At 55.1% G+C, this 17,066-nt stretch carries 12 protein-coding genes and 3 pseudogenes; 4 read left to right on the forward strand and 11 right to left on the reverse strand.

The features are described from left to right. Positions 1-46: 46 nt before the first annotated feature. From FGF54_RS25270 to FGF54_RS25280, 3 genes are all read right to left on the reverse strand, one after another. Positions 47-2,530, reverse strand: a complete 2,484-nt coding sequence (locus FGF54_RS25270; RefSeq protein WP_142781668.1) for a TonB-dependent receptor — start codon at positions 2,528-2,530, stop codon at positions 47-49. Between the two features lie 120 nt (positions 2,531-2,650). Next, positions 2,651-3,649, reverse strand: a complete 999-nt coding sequence (locus FGF54_RS25275) for a FecR domain-containing protein (RefSeq protein ID WP_168208256.1) — start codon at positions 3,647-3,649, stop codon at positions 2,651-2,653. Beyond that, on the reverse strand, positions 3,642-4,142 hold the full coding sequence (locus FGF54_RS25280) for a sigma-70 family RNA polymerase sigma factor (RefSeq protein WP_168208257.1): 501 nt from the start codon (positions 4,140-4,142) through the stop codon (positions 3,642-3,644). Before FGF54_RS25280 ends, FGF54_RS25275 begins: the two co-directional genes overlap by 8 nt. Before the next feature lie 526 nt (positions 4,143-4,668). Between FGF54_RS25280 and istA the strand changes: the two are divergent. Together istA and istB are read left to right on the forward strand one after the other, a co-directional pair. Next, a pseudogene (gene istA, locus FGF54_RS25285) lies at positions 4,669-5,700 on the forward strand (IS21 family transposase); the annotation flags it as partial. Beyond that, positions 5,690-6,445, forward strand: coding sequence for an IS21-like element helper ATPase IstB (istB, locus tag FGF54_RS25290; protein ID WP_142781671.1), 756 nt, complete (start codon positions 5,690-5,692; stop codon positions 6,443-6,445). The pseudogene istA and the gene istB, both read left to right, overlap by 11 nt. A 206-nt stretch (positions 6,446-6,651) precedes the next feature. On the opposite strand, the gene FGF54_RS25295 is transcribed toward istB, so the two are convergent. Next, complete coding sequence (locus FGF54_RS25295) at positions 6,652-7,143, reverse strand: hypothetical protein (RefSeq protein WP_142781672.1); 492 nt, start codon at positions 7,141-7,143, stop codon at positions 6,652-6,654. A 173-nt stretch (positions 7,144-7,316) separates the two neighbouring features. Between FGF54_RS25295 and FGF54_RS25300 the strand changes: the two are divergent. Together FGF54_RS25300 and FGF54_RS25305 are read left to right on the forward strand one after the other, a co-directional pair. Next, positions 7,317-8,753: pseudogene (locus tag FGF54_RS25300) on the forward strand (IS701 family transposase). A gap of 150 nt (positions 8,754-8,903) precedes the next feature. Continuing rightward, positions 8,904-9,221 carry a hypothetical protein gene (locus FGF54_RS25305; RefSeq protein ID WP_142781673.1) on the forward strand — a complete coding sequence of 106 codons (318 nt, stop codon included), beginning with the start codon at positions 8,904-8,906 and terminating at the stop codon, positions 9,219-9,221. A gap of 123 nt (positions 9,222-9,344) precedes the next feature. Here the strand turns inward: FGF54_RS25305 and FGF54_RS25310 are convergent, their stop codons facing one another. The 7 genes and pseudogenes from FGF54_RS25310 to FGF54_RS25335 form a co-directional block, all read right to left on the reverse strand. Further along, the gene (locus FGF54_RS25310; RefSeq protein ID WP_168208258.1) at positions 9,345-10,310 is read right to left on the reverse strand and encodes an alpha/beta hydrolase; all 966 of its coding nucleotides are present in this window, start codon (positions 10,308-10,310) and stop codon (positions 9,345-9,347) included. Positions 10,311-10,550: 240 nt separating this feature from the next. Continuing rightward, positions 10,551-13,646 (reverse strand): efflux RND transporter permease subunit, encoded by a 3,096-nt coding sequence (locus FGF54_RS25315; protein WP_142781675.1) that lies wholly within the window; start codon positions 13,644-13,646, stop codon positions 10,551-10,553. Then, positions 13,643-14,716 carry an efflux RND transporter periplasmic adaptor subunit gene (locus tag FGF54_RS25320; RefSeq protein ID WP_142781676.1) on the reverse strand — a complete coding sequence of 358 codons (1,074 nt, stop codon included), beginning with the start codon at positions 14,714-14,716 and terminating at the stop codon, positions 13,643-13,645. Before FGF54_RS25320 ends, FGF54_RS25315 begins: the two co-directional genes overlap by 4 nt. Before the next feature lie 3 nt (positions 14,717-14,719). Next, positions 14,720-15,199, reverse strand: a complete 480-nt coding sequence (locus FGF54_RS25325; protein ID WP_246667068.1) for a TetR/AcrR family transcriptional regulator — start codon at positions 15,197-15,199, stop codon at positions 14,720-14,722. Next, positions 15,200-15,325: pseudogene (locus tag FGF54_RS27825) on the reverse strand (TetR/AcrR family transcriptional regulator); the annotation flags it as partial. A gap of 82 nt (positions 15,326-15,407) precedes the next feature. After that, the gene (locus FGF54_RS25330) at positions 15,408-15,953 is read right to left on the reverse strand and encodes an acyloxyacyl hydrolase (RefSeq protein WP_142781678.1); all 546 of its coding nucleotides are present in this window, start codon (positions 15,951-15,953) and stop codon (positions 15,408-15,410) included. Between the two features lie 83 nt (positions 15,954-16,036). Beyond that, entirely contained in the window at positions 16,037-17,020 is a 984-nt protein-coding gene (locus FGF54_RS25335) for a DUF3313 domain-containing protein (RefSeq protein WP_142781679.1), read from the reverse strand. Between the last annotated feature and the right edge of the window lie 46 nt (positions 17,021-17,066).

Below are 17,066 nucleotides of genomic sequence, written 5' to 3' on the forward strand. Positions count from 1 at the left end.
AAAGCCTCCCGAAAACGATTGGAGGCTTTTGTACTTTTAGAGTTCATCAGAACTTCTTTGTCAAAGTGAGGGCAAAGTTCCGGGGAGCGCCATAGAAGTTGTTCAGCCCCAGTGTTCGAGTCCTGTTGTTTTCAAAGTAACGTTTATCGAAGATGTTGTTGACGACGAGTTGCAAAGCGGTGCTTTCGTCGAAGTCATATTTCAGGCTGGCATCCCAAATTCCATAGCCACCCTGTTCAATGCCGCCGGTACCACCAGTATTGTTGACACTGCGGGTATCGCTTTGGATCTGTACGCCTCCACCGACGGTCCATTTTCCATCCTGCACTGGAAGCTTATATGTAGAATGAAGTCGGAACATATGGACAGGCGTATGAGGGCTAAAGAACGCGCCGTTTGTATAGACAGTCGATTCTGCGTTGAGATATTTGCTGCGATTGAAAGTATAACCGGCAAAGAGATTGAGCCCATCCAGAACTTCCCCGGAAAGTTCTATGTCAAGTCCACGACTTTTGACTTCTCCCTCGGCGTAAGAGAAATTAGTACCGGTAATGGCGATGGCGCGATTTTTCTGGTTGATCTGGAACAGGGCGAAAGATGCGTTGAGGCGTTCGTCTAGCAAGGTTGTCTTGACGCCGATTTCATAATTCGTTCCCTCGACGGGTGGCAGCATTTTGCCGCTTACATCCAATGCGGTCTGCGGTTTGAAGATATCGGCGTAGCTTGCGTACAGAGTTACATTAGGGACGAGATCATATGTCAGACCCAGATATGGAATGAACTTTGTGCGATCATAGCTGCTTTTGCTAATTTCGCCGTCCGGGGCGCCCGCGAATGTTACGTAATGGGTGGTGCCACCATACTCGAACTTTGTCAGGCGACCACCGGCGACAAGATGCAGATCATCCCGGATGTTATAGCGTGTACCGAGATTGAAGGCCGTTTCCGATATGTTATAATCATAGTAAATATCGTCACGAACACTGCCATCCCAGTTAGGCTGAATGATTTCGTTACCAGTGAATGTGTAAACATTATATGGGGTGCCGTTAAGGACACGGCGGTAACGGGAATCGAAATCGCCCCGCGTATAGGAAAGTGCTGCGAAGAGGTCGTGCTCCTGATCGAAAAGATCGTATTTACCTGTGAGTTTAGCCTCCAGACCCAATTCGCCGCCATCATTATCATACCGAAGCATGTTGTTGACGTTAGCAAGACCATTTGAAGCGACACCTGCGTTACGCGTCAGACCCGCGAAAGCGGTGCTGGAATCGTAATGCGTATAATTTGCCTTTAAATCGAGTTTCCAGTCATCGGTCAGTTGATGACCAAGTTCGACAAAGACATTTTCCTTCTGGTTGTCGAGATCGTTCCATGATGCGCCGAGATAACGGGAGCGATCAAAATCCAGCGGTGCTCGGCTGCTTAGTAGTGGCAGTCCATAATAATCAGGGGTTTCGGAACTTTTTTGATACAGCGCACCGGCTGTCAGTGTTGTGTCTTCCCCTATGTCTGCCTCGACTACGCCGTATACAGTCCCATGAGCGCTATCGACATTATCCTTGAACGAACCCGCTTTCTCGCCCACAGCAATAACCCGCCCACGCAGGGTTTTCTGCTCATTCAGGCTGCCTGAAACATCCAAAGTCTCACGATATTTATCCCAGCTACCGACAGTGGTGACACTGCTGGCCTGGAAATTCTCAGTGGGCCGTTTGCGAACAAGATTGACAGTGCCGCCTGGCTCACCTGTACCCTGTACCAGACCGGTGGGACCACGAAGCAATTCCACATGGTCATAAATATCCAGATCATTCAATCTGGTTCCACCATGGTATGGATTGACCCTCGATCCGGCCACGAAGGAGTTGATACCATCTTCCTGAAGCTGATCCATATAGAAACCACGGGATAGGAAACGGGGCTTGCCGGAATCGCGGATAACATTGACGCCCGTGGTTTTCTTCAGCACATCCTGAAGTGTCGTCGTGCCTTGATCCTTGATCTGCTGGTTGCTTACCACGCCAACGGATTGAGGCGTATCTTTTGCGCGAAGTGGCAGTCCTGTGGCGGTAGACATGGATTCTATGCTGTAGAGGCCGGTATTTTCAGTACGCCCGCTTGCTGACTTTACGGTAATTGTTTCCAGCACCGTGCCGCCAGCATTTTGAGCATCAGCGCTTGCTTGGCTGGTGCCGGTAATCGTTACCGTGTTGGCGTTGCTGAATCGGAAGCTCAGGCCAGAACCGGCAAGAAGCGTATTCAGGGCTTGCGAGGTGCTAAGGGAGCCTTTAACCGGCTTTCCCATTCTGGATGCTGCAGCAGCATCAGGAAAGACCACATCAATGTCCGTAACCCTGACGATATCATTGACTGCTTGCCGGATGGTTTTTGCCGGAATATTGAACTCATGTACGCGTTCGGCCTGTGCGGCAGCCTGTTTTACGTAAACAAACGGCTGAATTGAAACAGCCATTGCTGTCGTCGCAAACAGGACCATTGCCCTGCGTCCCCAAATATTCCCCTGCATTCAACTCACCTTCAAAAATGATATCTGAGGCTTACCGTCTGATCATGCAGCAAACCTTTCAATGCCATATCGTCCGGCCGCGATCTTTTCCCTCACGGAAAATGTGAAAAAAAGAAAAATTTATTGTCGTATGACAGCCAGCCGCGAGCCGAGAACGGTCATGTTAAAACCAACTGAGGATTGCATGGCCGCAAGTGCCTTTTCGGGATCATCCAAAGCAATGTTGCCAGAGACGCGGTGTTCGGCAAGAGACTGCCCCAAAACCACCAGACGGCCTTCCCGATAACGCCCAATCTCAGCAAGTACGTCTCCAAGACGCGCATTGGTGAAGATCAACCGACCATTTCGCCACGCCAGAACTTCCTCCAGATCAACGGCATGGGGCTTGCTGAGGCCATTCAGTCCGTAATCTACACTTTCACCGGGCTTGAGGATAACGTTGTCACCTCTCTCAACCCAAACGGCAATACTGCCTTTTGCGAGTGTTACAGTTACTTCGCTGTCGTTTTTCGTGGCAATTTCGAATTCTGTGCCCAAGACAGTTGCTTCGCCAGACCTCGCCTTCACTTTGAAAGGCACTGTGGAATGTGCGACTTCGAAATAGGCATTTCCGCGCAGAAGATGAATGCGTCGCTCATTTGCGGAAATTGAAACTTTAAGCGCTGTATCGGCGTCCATGAAAATTTTCGAACCGTCCGAAAGCATAATGTCACGCCGCTCACGCCGGTCCGAAATGAAGTCGGCCTGCATGTTCTGAAGCAGGTGAGGCTGCTCCAGCCATAACCAGAAACCGGCAGCAAACAATGCGAGGCAGCCGATCACTGAAGATGCAACGCCGGAAAGCTTGCGCTTGCGCCTATGGTCTTCAATACGATCCAGCGCTGCTGAAAGCGCAAATTGTATACGTGTGTCCTGTTGCGCTGTGTCTGAACCAAGCGTCGACCATATGGCTGAAATTCTGCCATAGGATTGGCGATGATCCTCAGTCGCGTCGAGCCATGCAGCAAAGTCGCGGCGCTCACTACGCGTTGGTTTGCCGTTCATGCGGGTAAACCAGGCTACAGCCTCTTTTTCGATGAGCGCCTTATCGCGCCGGGGACAATTTTCAGGGTCAGTCATTTGCCGTATCGAGTGCCTTGCACGCCAAAAGTGCGCGCGCCATCTCCCGTTCCACTGTGCTGCAGGAAATTTCAAGCCCCACGGCAATCTCGTCATAGGTGCAATGGTGGATGCGGTTCAAGATGAAGACCAGCTTCGTCCTTTCCGGAAGGGCGTTGATGATGTCTTGGAGGCGTGAAATGTCCTGCCGGGCCATAAACATCTGATCGGGTTGAATGGATGGCGCGGCATATTGATCTTCTGTTATTGCCTTGAGATATAGCAAGCGGCGGCGCTCTGCCCTGAAATAGCTTATTGAGGTGAATTGAGTGGCGCGGGAAAAATAGGCGGGTGTAAGCATCAGGCTGTCTCTTGCTTTTGCCCAAACCGCCGTAAAAACATCCTGAACAACATCCGGCGCATCGACTGTTCCAGCATGCCGGGCGGCAATTCGTTCAAGGCGCTTGCGCTCCGAAACATAAAGTGCCTCGATTTGCTTGCTTTCTGCAGTCAATGTCAATCACCGGACGGCTTTAAAGTTGATTAATATGATCATCTTTATAGTTGCTCTGCTTTTTTCTCAACTGGAAATGCATCCGCTTTGTCAGCGGGAGCGGTTTCGCTTCCGGCATGCCATCTATCGGGTGAGCGGCTGTCGGTCACGGGTGTCCGTTTCCCACTATCGTCGGCATGCTCCTCAGTCATCGGATGCGTTGAGCGTCCGCTCCCTCCACGCCGCAGGGCCAGCAACCCAGCGACGCACATCGGATTCATGCCATCCCCTGCCGCTGATGCTGATATTGACCTTCGGCGGTAATCGGCGGTTTTGATGATCCGGATTTTTGCCTGAACTGCCCGAATCACTACTAGCGCGGTTTTCTGCGCGGCGCTTGAAGGTGTACCCCTAGGCCGCGTCCCCATAAACAGGGTTCATCTTCGTCATGGTGTGTGATTCAATCTCTTTGAAAGGAGATTGCCATGCGCGGTCACGAATTGAGCGACGAGGAGTGGGCGGTCATCGCACCGCTTCTTCCGACCGATATCTGCTGCAAACGCACGAGATGCTGTTTGACGCCCATTGGCACGGCTTCCGTGTGTTCGGCGGCGTCCCTGCTCGCGGCATCTACGATAATATGAAGACGGCGGTCGATCGCGTCGGCCGCGGCAAGGAGCGACAGGTCAATATCCGGTTCCTTGCGATGACGAACCACTACGTCTTTGCGCCAGAGTTCTGCAATCCTGCTGCGGGCTGGGAGAAAGGGCAGGTCGAGAAAAACGTTCAGGATTCTCGTCCCCGCCTGTGGCAACAGATGCCCGACTTCCCAGATTTGGCAACGTTGAACCTCTGGCTGGAACAGCAGTGCCAGAACCTGTGGCAGGAGACACCGCACGGGAGCCTGCCCGGTTCGATCGCCGATGTTTGGGGTGACGAGCAGCCTGCTTTGATGGCATTGCCCGCCATGTTTGATGGTTTCGTCGAGCAGAGCAAGCGGGTCTCGCCGACATGCCTGATCACCTTCGAGCGTAATCGTTACAGTGTGCCAGCATCATTTGCGAACCGGCCCGTCAGCCTGCGGATTTATCCTGAGCGGCTGGTCGTTGCAGCCGAGGGCAATATCCTCTGCGAACATCCGCGGATCATAGAACGCAGTCACGACAAACCACCGCGAACGATTTACGACTGGCAGCATTACCTTGCCGTTATCCAACGCAAGCCTGGTGCCCTGCGCAATGGTGCTCCCTTCCTGGAATTGCCGCTGGCCTTTCGACAACTGCAGGATCAGATGCTTCGCCGTGCCGGTGGTGATCGGGAGATGGCCGACATCCTCGCTCTGGTGCTTCATCACGAAGAACAGGTTGTCGTCAGGGCTGTGGAACTGGCTCTGGATCAAGGCGTGGCGACCAAGACGCATGTGCTGAATCTGCTGCATATGCTGATTGACGGCAAAACGACCGACGGCCCCGACATCGACACGCCGCAGGCGCTGACCTTGGTACGTGAACCCAAGGCCAACGTCGAACGTTACGATGGCCTACGTGTCAGGATCGTGGGAGGTCGCCATGCGTCATGATCCCGCCAGTGCCGCCGTCGTCATCATGCTTCGTAGCCTGAAGATGTATGGCATGTCTCAAGCGGCCACGGACCTGATCGAGCAAGGTGCTCCGGCCTTCGATGCAGCCGTGCCGATCCTGTCCCAGTTGCTGAAAGCCGAGATGGCTGAGCGTGAGGTCCGGTCCATCGCCTATCACATGAAAGCTGCCCGCTTCCCTGCCTACAAGGACATCTCCGGATACGACTTCGCCGCCAGCGAGATCAATGAAGCGACGGTGCGCCAGTTGCATCGATGCGAGTTCATCGACGGGGCCCAGAATATCGTGCTTGTAGGTGGACCGGGCACAGGAAAAACACATGTCGCGACCGCCCTCGGTGTCCAGGCGATCGAGCATCATCGTCGCAAGGTCCGCTTCTTCTCGACCATCGAATTGGTCAACGCGCTCGAGCAGGAGAAGGCTAAAGGCAAGGCAGGCCAGATCGCTGAGACGCTGGTTCGTCTCGATCTGCTGATCCTCGATGAGCTCGGGTACCTTCCGTTCAGTGCCTCAGGCGGAGCGCTGCTCTTCCACCTGTTGAGCAAGCTCTACGAGCGCACCAGCGTCGCCATAACCACCAACCTCAGCTTCAGCGAATGGGCCACCGTCTTCGGCGATGCCAAGATGACGACGGCTCTGCTGGGCCGACTGACCCACCGTTGTCACATCCTCGAAACCGGAAACGACAGCTTTCGATTCAAAGCCAGCTCGGCTGCAGCCGCATAGAAGAGAGGAGAAAAGGCTAATCCCTTGACCAAAGCCTGATCAGAAAACCATACTTAGAGGTGGCTCACTTCTCGGTGGAAAAACCGGCTCGGTTCTGCGCGGAAACCAACACTTCGGAGCATGAACCGTGAGCCAGAGAGCCTTCCCGTAATCGTCCGATACATATTTGAGGCGGTAGCCCGCCGCCGTCTTGAAGCGGGCCTTGTTTATCCCGCGCCATTCCCGATGCGCGCCGATAGCGTGACGGATCCGAGACGATGTCGGTTTGCTTCATAAAAGAGAACGTAAATGTCTTCGCCACTGACATGTGATGCGAACGTGGTGTGCTTCACGGCTTCGGCACAGAGATCAGTGACATCGATCTGGAAACCGAGCCGTTCTAGCCAGACACACAATGCCGCCAGATCGACGATGGACAGCATTCTGACGCCGGAAGGATCGTCGTTGCGATGACGCGGGCGAAGAAACGCCCATCGGAACGGTAATTCCAGCGCGGCCACAAACGCCTTGATATCGATGACCGCGGGTGGATCCGTCCTGCGGTCGAGCGTCAGCAGAAGGTCCCCAATCTCTACCTCGGAAGCCCATCCGGTTGCAGCGATGTTTGCAATCATCGCTTCGGCTCGCGGGCGGCTGGGTGGAGCCGGTCGCTGAAGCGCAAACCATATCCGCTCGATTACATCGGGATCGAGATCCATATTTCCTCACCACAGTTGAGTTTCCCGACCGCGGCGAACATCATGGCCCACTCGATTCGATACCGGATGGTACATTCGATGATGATTACTTAGGAAGGATCTAGCACTACTTTGGCAGATTGGGGCAAGGCTGGTTTGAGATGATTTGTGCTCTCTTCGTTGGGGGCCACGATATGGCAGATTGGGATACGGAGCTTTCAGCGTTTTTGCAGCCATTTCTGGACAAGCTCGGACACAAGAAGCGACGACAGATGTGCCCGGTTTATGTGTCGGGGCTGATTGGTCCCGGTGACCGCAAGAGCATCGAACCGATGGCGGAACGGTTTGCTCCAGGCCAGTACGACCGCCTCCACCATTTCATTTCCGATGGCCATTGGGATGCTGTTCCTCTTGAGACGGAACTCGCGCGACAGGCGGACAGGATCGTTGGTGCATCCGATGCGTTTCTGGTGATCGATGACACCGGTCTGCCGAAGAAGGGCGACCACTCGGTCGGTGTCGCGCCGCAATACGCCTCGATGCTGGGCAAGAGGGCAAACTGCCAGACGCTGGTTTCGGTGACGCTTACGCGAGACGAGGTTCCTGTTCCGGTTGGCTTGCGCTTGTTTTTGCCCGAGAGCTGGACCAGCGACACGGAACGGATGGCCAAGGCCGGGGTTCCCCATGCCATGCAGACATCTCGCACGAAGCCGGAGATTGCTCTTGCCGAGATCGATCGGTTGATCGTGACCGGTGTCCGGTTTGGTACAGTGCTGGCTGACGCAGGCTACGGCCTGTCGGCGGCCTTCCGCCAGGGGCTAAGTGGACGTGGCCTCACCTGGGCGGTCGGTATCCCCAAGCATCAGAAGGTTTATCCCCATGATGTCGCATTGATCTTTCCCATCTCCGGTCATGGTCGGCCACGCAAGCATCCGATCCCCGACATTCTGTCGGTTGCCGCGGAAACGATCCTGACGCACGCAAGCTGGAAGAAAGTCAGTTGGCGGCGTGGCACAAAGGGCCGCCTGACGGCACGCTTTACAGCATTGCGCGTCAGGATCGCCGACGGCACGCCGCAACGCATTCTCGACAAGTGACAGCAGCACATGCCGGGTGAGGAAGCCTGGTTGGTTGGCGAATGGCGATCAAACGACGAGCGCAAATACTACCTGTCCAACTTGCCGGCCGATGCGACGTTGAAGGTGCTGGCGGCCGCCATCAAGGCGAGATGGGTTTGCGAGCAAGCGCATCAGCAGATGAAAGAGGAACTCGGCCTCGACCACTTCGAAGGCCGATCATGGCAAGGGCTACATCGGCACGCCCTGATGACGATGATCGCCTACGCCTTCCTCCAGCATCAAAGATTGCAGACTGCAAAGCGGGAAAAAAAAGAAGCGGCAAGCACGCAAGGGCCCACCTGAGCCCACCTTGCCTCCTGTCCGTCGAGCCGTCATCAGCGCACTCGCCATCCCCATAACGGGAATCCGATGTCCCCACTGCAAAGGGCAAATTCGAAGCGCAGAATCTATTCTGCCAAAGTAGTGCTAGCAATGCTGACAAGCGGACACTTGCCCCGGCCGTCATCTGGAAACACTGCGAAAGATGCGATCTCGTTCGGGCTGGCGCCATGACTTGAATGAAGATTGTCGCGCACCGACACCATCGGTGGCCCATTACAAACTAAACTCTGCAGCCGTAAATGGATTGGTTTTAGCCTACACGCAGGCAATAGGATTTAAGATCAAGCCTCGGCGTAGCGAGATTTCGGCGGCATTCATATTTTGCTCACCATAGTTGTCGCTGGGGTGGAACAAATTCCGCGCCCGAAATCTTATCGTGAGACATCAAGGGCAGCAATGACTTACATAACTTTTTACAAGCTCGAACAAGACAGAGACGACTTGGTTGAGATTATCAGGACATATATGGCATTACAAAGTCCTGACCCTTTGGAACATGAAACTATTCAGTTCAACCTGAGTTGCCATATTGCCAGACTGCATGAACTGGAGGCAGAACTGGCCGAATTGCGGAACCTTCATGGCGGCGCCACACCCCTTAGAAACATGGAACTCGATGAGCACCTGCAGGTTGCGTGAACTCCAATCTTTTACGGTCGACACTGCCGTGATATAGAAACGCCGCCGGAAAATAAGGCTAGGCGAAGCTTTGTTCGGCAAATTTGCGCTAACATTGGAGGTGCATTGTTCTTTGAACTGACTTCACCGCGCGACATTCGCGGTGATGACATTGTTGAGCAATCCCATAGGCAATGACGTTCCGCGCCCCGGCTCGGGTTTTGCCAGGAACGTCGTTCCTAAGGCTTTCAGGATATCGGCATTCTGCGCGAAGGCGCTGTGCCCCAGAACGTCATCCTGTTTAGCATCGGACGCATCGAGCACCCTGATATTGTATTGCTTCAGCAGCTTTTCGTAGGGGCGGAAATCGGTGGCGCCAAGCCGCTGCACGTCTCCTGCGAGGAAGGTGGAGAGCTTGAGCGCCAGATCGTTCTGCGAAGACAGGATGGTTATCTGGGGACGCTTCTCCCCCATTTCGACAACCTGCCGCTGGAACACGTCAACATCGATATCCGGAGAGGCCAGGAAAACCGAATGGATTTTTGGAGAGACCTTTCCGTATTTGTTTGCCATGTCACGAAGCGATTCCATCGCAAGCCCGGTTCCCATCGAATGGGCAAGGATCGTCACATCATCCACATCGGGACTATCGACTGCTGCTTTTAGCACTTCACCCAGTCCGAACCTGGAATAGATGGTGCTTTCACGATCGTAGACATAATCGAACACGTTGCCGCGTGACGGCCATGTGAACAGAACCGGTGCGGCGTCGAGGCGAGCGTCATGAATAAGTTGTGCGAAGCGATAGACGGACTCGGAGTAATCATTGTTGAACCCATGAACGAAGACCAGCACTCGTCGCTTGCCGTGACTTGTCTTGCGGAACCAGGACATGGCCTGATTGTCATTCACCAAGTCGGCTTTGGTGGTGACGAAGGAGCGTTTCGGATCAGGCTTTCCCCGCTCTGGCCATTGCACCTGACCGATCTGGCGCATTTTTTCGGATGGGATTGAAACGACGATATTGTCGAGGCGCACATCCTCTCCCCGTTCGCCGGTATAACGAAGTGCTGGATTGTCTGACGGCTGGCGCGTTGTTGCGACAAGCATATCGACACGCCCGGTTTGTGGGTCCGAAACCGCGACGGGCGCCATCACATCGATCCGATGGCCACATCCAGCGAGCAAGGCAAGCGCCAACAGAGAGCAAATCAGTTTAATGCCCGCACTTGCCTTCAAGAATATGGATGCGCCGCCTCCCCTTACCGAGGACGACAGGGAGGCGGCGCGGACGACATATGCCGATCCAGAGGGGGCGTGGAGGATAGCAAGTGTCGTCATGGCTAGGTCTCACGGATGGGGGGTAGGTACAGCAAGCGATTTTGTGCTCTTGTTCTCCTCAGCTCTCAGCAGCCAGAGCATCAGGCAAGGCAGAAGCAGGAGCGTAAGCACTGTCGCGATCGCCAGACCGCCGATGATCGCAAAAGCCATTGGACCCCAGAAGATCTGCACTGCGATTGGAACCATGCCGAGCACAGCCGCGCAGGCAGTCAGTACGATGGGCCGTGCCCGATGTACCGACGCTGCGACTATCGCATCCAACGGTGCAAGGCCTTTGGCGACATTCTCATCGACCTCCTGGATAAGGATAACAGCATTGCGGATGATCATACCCGCCAGCGCGATAACCCCAAGCTGGGCGACAAACCCCATTGGCGTTCCTGTTGGCAGCATCGCCGCCACCACGCCGATCAGGCCGAAGGGTGCCATCAGCATTGCCAGCCCCATGCGGGTAAAGCTCTGCAACTGGACCATAAGCAATGCGACAATGACGAACAGCATGACAGGAAGGACTGCAAACACCGATGAACTGCCTTTTTGGGATTCTTCGACAACGCCGCCGGTCTCGATGGAGTAACCCATAGGCAGTGATGCGCGCAGCTCACCCAGGTTTTTGTTGACGGCTTCCGTCACTGTCGCAGGCTGGACACCCTGAAGAACATCGGACTGGACGATGATCATCGGTTTGCCCTTGCGGCGCCAGACGATTGGATCTTCTAGTCCATATGAGATTTCTGCCACCTGCCTGAGGGGGACACTGGCACCATTTGATGTGCGCAATGCAAGATTACCGAGTGTGGCGATGGATGTGCGATCCGCTTCCATGCCCTTCACCACGACGTTGACGAGCCGGTCACCGTCACGAACCGTTGTTGCTGTTGTTCCGGCAAAAACGGACGCAATCTCGCTTGCAATCGATTCCGAACTCATGCCAAGCGCACGTGCCTCAACCTGATTGACCACCACCGTGACGCTGCGCTGAGGCTCGCCGGCGGTCAGATTGATGTCACGGGTCCGTGGGTCCTGGCCGATGATGTTTGCGACCTTCAATGACAGATCCCGCACCTGGGCGTAATCCGGCCCCAGAACCCGGAATTTAAGCGGCCAGCCAACAGGTGGACCAAGCTCCAGCGGCGAGGCGCGGGTGACGATGTCGGCGAAGTCCTTCTCGAACGCCGCCTCAAGCCGTTTGCGGACGGCGTCGCGCTCATGGATGCCCTTAGCCACCACGACCGTCTCGGAGACGTTGTCGTTTTCCAGAAGCACATCCATCGGAAGATAGAAGCGTACCGATCCGGACCCGACATACGTCGTGAAGTGGTCGATATCAGGGTCGGCTTTCAATATCTCTTCGAGTTGCCTCGCCCGCGCATCCGTGGCTGCACGAGAGGCATTTTGCGGTAAGGTCAGGCTGACGAGCAGTTCCGGCCGATCCGATGCGGGAAAGAACTGCTCTTCCAGCTTGGTCATGCCGAAGATCGAAACAACGAACGCAACCAGTGCGACGGCAAGTGTGACCCAGCGGTGGGTCAGTGACCAGTCGAGGGCAGCGCGGTAAGCTTTCATGACCCTGCCTGGCTCATGGCTGCCATGGCCCATCCGATCCGGAAGGATCCATGTTCCAAGCAGCGGTGAGAACAGGACGGCGACAATCCACGAGGCGACGAGCGCGATCAGCACGACCATGAACAGGGAGAAGGTGTATTCACCCGCGCTGGAAGCGGCAAAGCCGACCGGAATGAAGCCCGCGATCATGACCAGCGTCCCTGTCAGCATCGGAAAGGCGGTCGTCTCGTAGGCATAGCTGGCCGCGCGAGATTTCTCATCGCCATGTTCCAGCCGAGATACCATGGCTTCAACAGTGATCATCGCATCATCAACCAGCAGGCCGAGCGCGATGATCAGTGCTCCGAGTGAGATCCGCTGGAGACCGATGCCTGCAAGGTCCATGCCGAAGAAGGTCATGGCCAGAACCAGCGGAATGGAGGCGGTGATCACGAGACCTGCCCTTGTCCCGAGCGATACGAACGAGACAGCCAGAACGATGACGATCGCCTCGATCAGTACCTTGACGAAACCGCCCACGGCATCCTTCACCACGGTCGTCTGGTCGGCAACCTGTGTGACCTCGATGCCATGTGGCAATTTCCCAGCGATATCACCCATTCTGGCTTTCAGAGCCTCGCCGAAATCCAGAAGGTTGCCGCCATCTGCCATGGAGACGGCAAGACCGATGACCGGTTCGCCATTGACGCGTAGGGCAGGTGCCGGTGGATCGACAAGACGTCGAGAAACGGTCGCTATGTCGTCAAGCCGGACGTAGCGTCCGTCGACGCGGAAGGTGATATCATGAAGCGCCTTTTCCGAAGCGAATGCGCCGCTGACGCGCAGCGATATATTCTCACTATCGGTACGCACCGTTCCGGCTGGTGCGACCGCATTCTGCGCCCTGATCGCCTCGATCGCGGCCGATGGGTCTATTCCAAGGCTTGCAAGCTTGGCGGAAGAGAACTCAATGACGATCTCCTCTTCCTGCACACCCAGAAGATTGACCTTGCCGACATCCTTCAGGGTGAGGAGTTCCGCCCTGATGCCATCGACGCGATCGCGTAGTTCCCGTTGCGAAAACCCTTCGGCAGTAAAGGTGTAGATGCTGCCATAGGTATCGCCGAATTCGTCATCGAAAAACGGCCCCTGAACGCCGGTCGGCAATGTTGTAGCGATGTCGTTGATCTTCTTGCGCACCTTGTACCAGATATCCGGGACTTCGGCTGGCGGAGTGCTGTCGCGAAGGTTCACCATGATGACCGACTGGCCAGCACGGGTGTAACTCTGCGTAAAGTCGAGATGGGGCGTTTCCGACAGCTTCTTTTCCAGCTTGTCGGTTAAAAGGTTGACGGTGTCAGAGGTGCTTGCACCCGGCCACATGGCAGAAACCACCATGGTCTTGATGGTGAACGGCGGGTCCTCGTTACGCGAAAGCCGCTGGTAGCTCCAGACACCGCCCAGAATGGTGGCGATCATCAGGAAAATGACGAACGACTGATGTTTGAGAGCCCAGGTGGAGAGGTTGAACCTGCTTTTGAAAGACGATGGAGCGCTCATTTGACGCTCCCATCTTCGAGGAAAACAGCCTCACCGTCTCGCAGCTTGCTGACGCCGGAAGTCGCGACAAGATCGCCCTCAGCAAGACCGTCAGCGATCAGGATCGTCGCATCGGCATAACGTTCAATCCGAACCTCACGATACCGGACAGTTTTTGATGTTGCGTCGAAGACAAATACGGCGCTCCTTCGATTGTTCTGAGTCAGAGCGGACGCTGGCAACTGGACAAGTTTTTTGGCGTTGAGAATGAGCGAGCCTCTTACGGCTGAACCGAACGGCATTTTGGGGCCGGACGTATCCAGGCCCACCTTGACACGATAGGTCCGCGTCGCCGGATCGGCCGATGGCGTGACCTCTCGCACCCTGCCGCTCGATTTGACAGCCGGATCGGAGAGAAGCGTTACCTCGACCAGAGGGTCGTGAACATTCAGTCCAACGATCTTTTCCGGGACGTCGAAGACGGCATCGCGCTCTGCATCGGAAATCAGCGTCACAACTGTCTGCCCAGCACTGACCACCTGACCATTATTGGCAGCGACCGCGGAAACCACGCCATCCTGGGTTGCCTTGAGATCGGTGTAAGACAAGGTGTCCCTGGCATTGGCAAGTGCGGTTTCCGCAGCAGAACGCCGTGCTGTCGCTGTGGCCAACGCCGCCTCCGATTGCTGGAGCTGCGCCTTCGAGGCAACGTTCTTGTCGAACAGGCCACGATTGCGCTCTGCGTTGACTTGCGCGAGTTCCAGATCGGCATTTGCCGTCGCAAGGTCAGCGGTCGCAGACATAACGCCATTTACACTCGACGCACGATCAATCGTGGCGATAACATCGCCCACCTTGACTGTCGTTCCGACTTCCGCCCGGAATGTCAGTTGGCCACCAAGCCTAAAGCTCATCGGCGTTTCCAATCTGGGCCTGATTTCTCCCGTCTGGGAAATCGTCTCTCCCACCTCCTCTAAATGCACAGCGACGGTTCGCACCGGGCGGGGAACTTTCTCGGTGGCCTGCTCCTGCGAGCATCCGGCCAGAAGCACCGCCGCGAGTGCGGCGGCGGCAAAAGCTGCCTTGTTCATTGTTCAAGTCTCCTTGGCCGATAGGCCACGCATGACGGCGTTGATGGTTGCGTCAAGAAGGCTGGCCTTGAGCTCAAGCTCCTTGACAGTAATCAGAAGGGTCACAGCGCCGTGGGTGCCCGCCCAAAGCGTCTGGGCGACGAGATCGGCGTCATCGGACAGAAAATATCCGTCTTCAATCGCCCTGCCGACACGTCGCTGCAGCAGATCGTAAGGGGCGAATCCGGCGCTGCGCTGGAAAAGTTCGGAGCTCGTATCCTGATCCTTTTCGAGGAAAAGCAGGCGAAACCGGTCGTGATCCTCAATGCAGAAGTCAGCATAGGCGAAGAGCATCCGACGGATCGCGGCTGGCGTATGCGTTTCGGTTTGATCGATGACCTCGATGCGCTCGGCCACCGCCCGCAAAGCGTCTTCCCAGTAGCTGACCAGCATCTCCTGCTTACTGGGGAAATATCGGTAGAGAGCACCCGGTGTAAGACTCATTCGCTTTGCCAGAACGCGCATCGACAAACCGGCAATGCCGTTACTTCCAACGATAACCGCGGCTTCTCGCAAGATGCGAGCGCGTGTCGTTTCCAGTTCTTCATCTGTCAGTGGTTGGCGTGGCATCGACGATCCCCGTTAAGTATACGCGTTCAATATACGCGTATAATTCAAAAGTCAACGTGAAGCCGTCGAGTTGAACTGTCAGTTAGAATTTGTATCCTATCTGTAGACCTGCGCGCGTCATACCGCCGTTTGGTCCATCACATAGGTCAGCGTGCGATGAATGAGATACCTGGGCAAGGACATTCCAATGAGTGTCCAGTTTGTAGCCAATGCCGGCATATTCATGAAACAGTAGCCTGCATCCCAATCCTGGTCCATTTGCTGTCTTTCCGAGCGGGCCGTCGTGCCAAACACCGCCGAATCCAGCTTCTACGAACGCCCGTTCGCTAAGATCAAATGTCCATGAAAAGCCTGAGAAAATCTGCGTCGGTTGATGATCTATCCCAATCGACGTCCCAAAATGAATACGCGGACGAACAAGGCGCGCTTTCCAGTCATTTGCAGTCCTCTTTTCAAAGGGATCAACAAAGAAGGTAACTTCGGGAAGTGCCTGCTCTCGAGCGTCTCGGTTTTGAACCGAGGTCGATGCACCGAAGCGGAGCTCGTCAAGTACATTCTCTGCTGCAACTGCTGGAGAGGCACCGTGGACGGCAAGCGCGGCGATGAGCCCAGCGTGACGTTTAAACATAATCCTCTTTGCTCCGCATATAAGTGTCAGCGCCAGACGAACGCCTGATTATTTCAACCAGTTACCGTTCTGGTGAACCGGGACTATTGTTGCTTTACTGGTCTATCCGCCCATGATGGTGGTGTTCCAAGAAAATCACCAACCAAACCACTCACGCCAGTTGCCCTGCCAAACCGCTCGCAGGAGGCATACTTTGGTTTTCCACCCAATTCTGACCGTACGCCATCACGCGTTGGCATTCTGAGAGAAAGGCCGTTGTCCGGTTTGCCGTCGATAAGTAGATTCGCGAAATCCCTGCCAAATTGCGTCGAAACGCCATACGCGTCTCCAACCTCGGAGACACGGGCGCTCGTAGTTATCACGTTTGCGCCTTTCGACCAGACAATCGCGGCCCTTTGCTGGCCCCCGGCATCCGTTGCTTCAGCCTCGACAGCCAGACCTCCCATCCCTATTGGCAATCTCGGCATTCCAACGGGCAGTACGACAGACGTTCCGAGCGTAATTGCCTTAGATAATCCAGCGACGGTCTCCTGTGTTTTTACAATGCTACTGATAGTCGCTTGTATAGTCAGGTCTGTGGGCTCGCCTGGATTTACAATCACAAACCTCCGGCTCAAGGTATTGCAGAGGCTGCGATCTATAAGATTTGAGACCAACGCTCCGTCATGCGCATCAGAGAGCGCCATTGAAGCAGCTGGAGATATTCGAGTGGGGAAAATCGCCACAGATACCGCTTGCTTCAAAAAATTCGTATCGGCAAAGGTGCGCGCTTTTGCCAGTTGGCCACGCACCGGCCCAAGTGTCTGATAGGATGTTAGCGATCCTGTATAGGTCAAAGGTACAGAGGTGCATCCCGCCTGCACCAGACCAATCAGACCGCAAGCGAAAACTACAACCCGCCAGCGTGAGATGACAAGTGATCTCTCGTTGATAGGTTTACGTCGCAACTTCTCATTTACACTTACATGCGGCTTCGCGCGGACCCAAAAGGAAGATGGTATTCGGCAAGAAAGAGGTGCGTTGTGAAAGTGCGTCCAGTGGATGGCAGCAGATTTTAGAATCAGCATCGTGGCAATCCGAGATTCAGTGAACGCGTTCAGATAAGCCTATATA

Origin of the sequence: Agrobacterium sp. T29 (assembly GCF_006970545.1) — a bacterium.
Classification (GTDB): Bacteria; Pseudomonadota; Alphaproteobacteria; order Rhizobiales; family Rhizobiaceae; genus Agrobacterium; species Agrobacterium leguminum.